This is a genomic window from Roseibium sp. (genome assembly GCF_025698965.1).
In the GTDB taxonomy this organism is placed as follows: Bacteria; Pseudomonadota; Alphaproteobacteria; order Rhizobiales; family Stappiaceae; genus Roseibium.
This window is the reverse complement of record NZ_JAILWL010000532.1, coordinates 1-4,218: the sequence shown is the minus strand read 5'-3', so window position 1 is coordinate 4,218 and position 4,218 is coordinate 1. Positions and strand designations below refer to the sequence as shown.

At 56.5% G+C, this 4,218-nt stretch carries 4 protein-coding genes and 1 tRNA gene; 4 read left to right on the top strand and 1 reads right to left on the bottom strand.

Features of this window, described 5'->3' with window-relative positions; genetic code table 11:
- Positions 1-314 (top strand): glycine cleavage T C-terminal barrel domain-containing protein (locus K5905_RS28790; protein ID WP_297590860.1); only part of this gene is annotated, 314 nt, incomplete at its 5' end.
- Positions 307-900 (top strand): sarcosine oxidase subunit gamma, encoded by a 594-nt coding sequence (locus K5905_RS28785; RefSeq protein WP_297590857.1) that lies wholly within the window; start codon positions 307-309, stop codon positions 898-900. The genes K5905_RS28790 and K5905_RS28785, both read left to right, overlap by 8 nt.
- Before the next feature lie 239 nt (positions 901-1,139).
- On the opposite strand, the gene K5905_RS28780 is transcribed toward K5905_RS28785, so the two are convergent.
- A tRNA-Gln gene (locus K5905_RS28780) sits at positions 1,140-1,213 on the bottom strand.
- Between the two features lie 291 nt (positions 1,214-1,504).
- On the opposite strand from K5905_RS28780, the gene K5905_RS28775 reads away from it, so the two are divergent.
- Both K5905_RS28775 and K5905_RS28770 read left to right on the top strand, forming a co-directional pair.
- A complete protein-coding gene (locus K5905_RS28775; RefSeq protein ID WP_367187036.1) occupies positions 1,505-3,220 on the top strand; it encodes a Ppx/GppA phosphatase family protein in 1,716 nt (571 codons plus the stop codon).
- Complete coding sequence (locus K5905_RS28770; protein WP_297590854.1) at positions 3,217-3,927, top strand: RlmE family RNA methyltransferase; 711 nt, start codon at positions 3,217-3,219, stop codon at positions 3,925-3,927. The genes K5905_RS28775 and K5905_RS28770 overlap by 4 nt, the downstream gene beginning before the upstream one ends.
- Positions 3,928-4,218 lie beyond the last annotated feature (291 nt).

Below are 4,218 nucleotides of genomic sequence, written 5' to 3'. Positions count from 1 at the left end.
AGGGATTATCCGCCCCCGACGGTCTGCGGCTCGTTGGTTTGGAGGCAGTTGATCCGAACGCAGATTTACCGGCGGGAGGGCATCTCTTTGCAATGGACAGCCGGCACGTTGCTGAAAATGACCAGGGCTGGATCACGTCAGCAGCCTATTCGCCGCATATGAACAAATCCATTGCGCTTGCTTACCTGACAGAGGGCGACCAGCGACACGGTGAACTGATCGAAATCGCTAACCCGGTTCAGGGCGCGACCTTGAAGGCAACGGTCGTCAGTCCGCACTTCATCGATCCGGAAGGAGAACGTCTGCGTGTCTGATTATCATCTCAAAGCCGCATCGGCCCTAGGCGGCGCCAAGCATCAACTGATCCAGATTGGCGATTATCAGTTGCAGGAAATCTCTAACCTTGCCATCGCATCTGTCGCAAGCCGCACGGGAGAAAGCGAGCGGGTCGCGTCGATCTTGCAGGAAGTGCTCGGCGCCACTGCACCTGGCCCAGGAACGGTTTCAACGGGGCAGGGAGGCCTTGAAGCGTTCTGGACAGGCCCTGACCAGTGGATGGTATGTGCCCCGCACGATGATCGCGAGCTATTGGCTCGTGAGCTCAAGGAAATATTTGCGGATACGGCCTCCATCACCGAACAAAATGATGCCTGGGTTTGCCTGGAGGTTTCAGGCCCGGACTTGGTTCCCGTATTCGAAAGGCTGGCAGCCTTTGACATTGATCGATTTCACCAAGGGAGCGCCGTCCGCACCGTGATTGAACACATCGGCTGTTTCGTCCTGTGCATGGAAACCAGACGAAAAGTCCGCATTTTCGCCGGCCGCTCCTTTGCTCACTCGCTGCATCACGCTTTGAAAAACAACCTGACTTCGACAGTCGCACTTCAAGCCATATCCTGAGCCTCTCAGCAGCGGTAACCTCGTCAATTCGCAGGCATGCGGACAACGACCTTTCATGCCGCCACATCCGCATTGCGTAGCCGCCTTGCTACGATTTCCTGTTCGATCAACCTTTGAACCAATTGGTCTCCCCACCTAAGCCGATTCAAAAAAGGAAAATTGACGAGTTAACAAAGTACCTTCCGCACATTGTCATGGCTGATACGCAAAGGAATCGTCTGACGCTTTTGGGGAATGTTTGGCTGGGGAACCTGGATTCGAACCAGGACTAACGGAGTCAGAGTCCGCGGGTCTACCGTTAACCTATTCCCCAACAAGGCTCTTGAGAGTGAGCCGAAATCCGGGCGCTTCCATGGTGTTGGAAATGCTGCCCCGATTGATCTGCCGCATATACCGCTATCATAATCCGGATTGCAAGAGCCGTTTTTGACTTTTTTGTGAAATTCGTTTGCACCGTTAATGACCTGAATGCCGCTTTCAATTTGTGCGACGGAGAGCTTCCCCGGCGACGGGCAACCTGATACAGTTTTTGCAACGAAAGATATGGCTTTGAAATGCGCCGCTTTTAAAAAAGCTGGCACTGCGAGGCCTGAAAGGCAAAAACGTGACTGAGTCAGGTCAGGAACCGCCCGAGAACGGGCGTCGTACCGCTGATGTGTCCGGAAACAGCGGAACTCGTGCAGAGTTCAAGGGCCCCAACAGACGACGACGGAAGCGTCGCTCGGGACAGGGGCCGAAAGGCAAGGTTGCAGGGCAGGGACAATCCGCTGCAACCGGAGCGCCTCAGGGGTCGGGACGCGTTCCGAACCAGGCTGACACCGGATCCGTCGATCAAGCGCCACCTGCGCATGCATTGCGTGCGCACGAAGGGGAAGGTGCATCTTCAACAGAAAAACGCCGAAAAAAGCGCCGCCGTGGACGGTCAAAACGCACTAGCGAGCAGGCGAACGGGCCTCAAGACGTGGTTGCAACACCCCAAGGCGACCAACAGTTCTCCGAAACCGCGACCAGCCTGAAAGGAAAGAAGGCCGCCCGACGGCGCGGGCGCCGGCGTTGGCAGGCGTCGAAGAAGGACGCCGGCGGCCAGCAGGTGAACAACGGTGCGCCTCAGGGAACCGCCGCCCCAATTACTTCTGGTCAAAGCGGGATCGTCGCGCCCAAGCCGATCCAGGAAATGCAGCACGCCAAACAGGCGGATGTTCACAATGTGAAATCGCGTGGTGATTCGAAACGCCTGCACCGGTCGCCTCCTGGCAGAGACCGGGGATCCGTGGGAAGGAATGGCGCGCCTCTTTACGCCGCGCTCGATCTGGGAACCAACAATTGCCGTCTGCTTATTGCCCGGCCCGAAGAGCGGGGGTTTCGGGTAGTGGATGCTTATTCCAGGATCGTAAGGCTTGGTGAAGGTGTCGACTCCAAGAAACGTCTCAGCGACGGGGCAATGGATCGTGCGATTGAAGCGCTTGGCAATTGCCACCGCAAACTCGCTGACAGAGGGGTTGGACGATCCCGACTGATTGCGACCGAAGCCTGCCGCGCAGCGGAAAATGGCGCTGAATTTATCGAACGTGTGAAGGCTGAAACCGGTTTGGCTCTTGAAGTGGTCAACCGGGAGACAGAAGCCCGTCTTGCCGTGGCAGGGTGCGCGTCACTGGTCGATCACGATGCGGACGGTGTCATTCTGTTCGATATTGGGGGAGGGTCTTCGGAGATCGTCTGGCTGGATCTTCGTAATCGTTGCGGTGCGCGCGGATATGCGCTGACCAGGTTCATCCGCTCCTGGATTTCTCTTCCGGTTGGTGTCGTCAATCTGGCAGAACGTCATGGCGGAGTTCACGTAACACCGGATGTTTTCGAGGCGATGGTGGAAGATGCCGCGGATCATCTGGCATCATTCAGTCTTGCAGACACGCTTTCCAACGCAATTGCGTCCGGGCGTGTTCATATGCTCGGCACGTCAGGAACCGTAACGACGCTTGCTGGTGTCCACCTGGGACTCAAACGGTATGACCGTCGCCGGGTGGATGGCACCTGGCTTGATGATCACGACGTATCCAGGATGATTGATCAACTCCGCGACATGCCTTATGAGGCGCGCGTGGAGAACCCCTGCATCGGCGCCGACCGGGCCGACCTCGTTCTTGCGGGTTGCGCAATTCTTGAAGCGATTCGCAGGCGCTGGAGCTGTTCACGCCTTCGAGTTGCGGACAGGGGCCTTCGCGAAGGGATTTTGACAGAATTGATGGCTGCTGACGGCGTTTGGTCTCACAAGAAATCGGGACACCGCAATGATCGCAGGCGCCAAAGGAACAGAACATGAGCCATTCAAAAAAGGGACCGGGAGACCGTGGCCTGCACGTTAAGGTGAAAACCGCGGCAGGGCGGCGGGAATCTTCCACACGTTGGCTGGAACGCCAATTGAACGACCCCTATGTCCGCCGCGCCAAAATGGATGGATACCGCTCAAGAGCTGCGTATAAGCTCATTGAAATCGACGACAAACACAAATTGCTAAAGCCCGGGTATCGGGTCGTTGACCTGGGCTGCGCACCCGGCGGGTGGTGCCAGGTTGCCGTTCAGCGCGTTCAGTCCAGTGTCGAAGCGCCAAAGGTCGTCGGCATCGACTATCTGGAAATGGATCATGTGCGTGGCGCCACGTTCCTGAAAAAGGATTTTCTGGATGACGATGCCCCGGCGGCTCTGATGGAAGCACTTGGTGGGCACAAACCGGACGTCGTCTTGTCGGATATGGCTGCCCCGACAACAGGTCACAAGCAGACAGACCACCTTCGTACAACGCACCTGTTCGAAATAGCGATCGATTTTGCCCGCAGAAACCTTGTACCGGGAGGATCATTCCTGGCAAAAGTCTTCCGAGGTGGAACGGAAAACGAACTCCTGCGGGAACTCAAACGGGAATTCAAGACGGTAGCTCACCTGAAACCGCCAGCCAGTCGCAAGGAAAGCCCGGAACTTTATGTGATCGCCAAGGGGTTTCGCGGCAGTGACCTGGAGGCGGACGGTTAACGTCTGTCCTCAATCTCGCCCGAGGCGAAAGGCCGGTAATACCGTCTCAATTGGCAAGTGGATTTTGCAAGGCTCTTTTCTTTCTGTCACCCGCGTGTTATTGACCCGCGCCAACTTCTCCGGCACAGCCGAAGCGACTCAAAAGATGCTGGCTTTGAAAAAAAGCCTGCGTCTCAGCTATTCTTTTTAAGGGGAATTGGCCATGGCGTCTTTCTTTGTCCCATCAACCGGGCAACAAGCTCTGACCTTTGATGATGTACTGCTAATTCCCGGACACTCGGAGGTGATGCC

Coding starts and splice junctions, on each gene's coding strand:
- K5905_RS28770 (WP_297590854.1), top strand. CDS start 3,217: ATGAGCCATTCAAAAAAGGGACCGGGAGACCGTGGCCTGCACGTTAAG.